This is a genomic window from Ensifer sp. SSB1, from assembly GCF_016652895.1.
Lineage (GTDB): Bacteria > Pseudomonadota > Alphaproteobacteria > Rhizobiales > Rhizobiaceae > Ensifer.
Map to the genome: position 1 here is coordinate 1 of NZ_JAEPRP010000198.1, position 1,840 is coordinate 1,840.

The 1,840-nt window shown below is 57.5% G+C and carries 2 protein-coding genes and 1 pseudogene; 2 read left to right on the forward strand and 1 reads right to left on the reverse strand.

Going from position 1 to position 1,840, the window contains the following annotated elements; genetic code table 11:
- Positions 1 to 514, forward strand: a 514-nt coding sequence (locus I8N66_RS32070) for a hypothetical protein (protein WP_291162861.1), incomplete at its 5' end; no start/stop codon positions are given.
- A 322-nt stretch (positions 515 to 836) separates the two neighbouring features.
- Here the strand turns inward: I8N66_RS32070 and I8N66_RS32075 are convergent.
- The gene (locus I8N66_RS32075) at positions 837 to 968 is read right to left on the reverse strand and encodes a hypothetical protein (protein WP_291162864.1); all 132 of its coding nucleotides are present in this window, start codon (positions 966 to 968) and stop codon (positions 837 to 839) included.
- A 149-nt stretch (positions 969 to 1,117) separates the two neighbouring features.
- Here I8N66_RS32075 and I8N66_RS32080 point away from each other — a divergent pair.
- Positions 1,118 to 1,840 (forward strand): annotated as a pseudogene (locus I8N66_RS32080) (ABC transporter ATP-binding protein/permease); the annotation flags it as partial.

Consider the following 1,840-nt stretch of genomic DNA (forward strand, 5'->3'; position numbering starts at 1 on the left):
GAGACCGGGGGGCCGGAACACCCATGTCGGTATGAGCGATTTGGTGACTAATTTATATCATGATATGATATATCCTTCTAAAAAGGAGGATGCTATGACCGAAGGGAACAATGGAAAGTGGTCCGAGTATCGCCCCACCAAGAAAGTCTGGTTCTGGTCGACCGTTGGCGCTTCGCTGCTCACGATGATCGTGGGCTTCACCTGGGGCGGCTGGATGACCGCGGGCGGAGCGTCCGTCATGGCAGATCAAGCTGTCAGGACGGCTCGCGCGGAGTTGATCTCAAACATATGCGTTCACAACTTCGTTTCTGCCGCCAATGCGGCTGACAATCTGAAGGAGCTCAAATCCAAATCCAGTTGGGAACGGGACGATTTTATCACAAATGGCGGCTGGGCTTCGGTCGATGGTCTCATCTCGCCGGTTCCCAATGCCGCCGATACCTGCGCGAAGGCGCTGATCGACCTCAAGGAACTGCCTCTAACTGTCGAAGGCCCGACGAGCAGTTCACTCTGATTGATCCCGCCTCAACCTCCGTTGCGGTGGGTGTCTACTTAAGGACTGCCAAGCGCGCTCTCGCATCAATCGACTACGCGGAGCGACTAGCCCTGACTGCCATCGCGAGCGCGCATTTGACAGGCTGCCCGATTATTTCTTCAGCTTGCCCATTGTCGAATTTGGGCGCGTTGGAGCGGTCATCTTTGTTGGTGTCGATATAGGCCTTCCAGGTGCCGTTGTCGTTGGCAAGCGCCAGCGATACCGGGTCGATGACGACGTAGCTCTCGCCGAGGCCGAGAAGCCGCCAACGCTCGCGATGAAGCCGATCACCGACTTGCCGTCACCGATGAATCTCGCCGATCGTCTCGTTCTGCTTGTTGTGGATGTCGACGCCGACGTGCTGCGAATTGACGATATCGGTGTCCTTGATCTCAGTCGGCGGATGAATGTCGCAAAAAGGACACTGCGACAACTCAATTCCGTGGAGCGGCTAGGCACGCGCCTTAATATGCTTCACTATGGTGCTAATTTAGGCAGAGCTGCGAATGGCTGTCATGCTCCCGGGCGAACTGTCCTTCGATTGATTGAGAGGCGTGTAGGCGTACTGACCAGGAGGATTTGTTGAACTGGCAGAGACGGTCCAGTGAAATTCGGTCACAATTGACCCCAGTGTCGTCAATGCGCGGTTTTTGGGGGCTCATGGGTGCGTACTGGTTCTCCGAGAGGTGGAAGGAGGCCTGGGGGCTGGCAGCCATAATCGTTGTACTGACCGCGTTATCGGCCATGGCGAGCGTTTGGTTTGCCGAAGCGTCCGGGGATCTCATCAGTGCAATCGCCTTTCTTCATCACCCGCAAAACCCCTCCAATCTTCGCGCGCTCCTCAGCAGCGCCGCTACCCTGGTCGCGATTGTCGTCCTCAAGGAAATCGGGTTCATCGCGGTCCGCCACTACTTCTCCACAACACTTCATCGCAAGTGGCGAGCGTGGCTCGACGAGCGCTTCAACAGCGCGATCCTCGACTGCAACCATACGCATTTCCACCTCCAGAACGGCGCTGCGGAAGGAACCCCTTCCACGACGGCGGTGCCCGACAACCTTGATCAGCGCATTCAGGAGTCGATCAAGGGGCTGACCGGCGGCGCCATCGGCCTCGCGATGGGGATCGCGGGCGTTACGCTCTCGCTCTATTTTGTCGGCGGTAAAATCATCGCGAACTCCACCGAAATCACGGGGCTCGAGTTCCTCGGGAGCTATGCGAGCGCTTGCCTGACGTTTGCAGCGGTACTGGCCTACGTGCCGCTGAACACCTTTCTTGCGGTCAAGCTCGGCGCGATTCTACAGCGG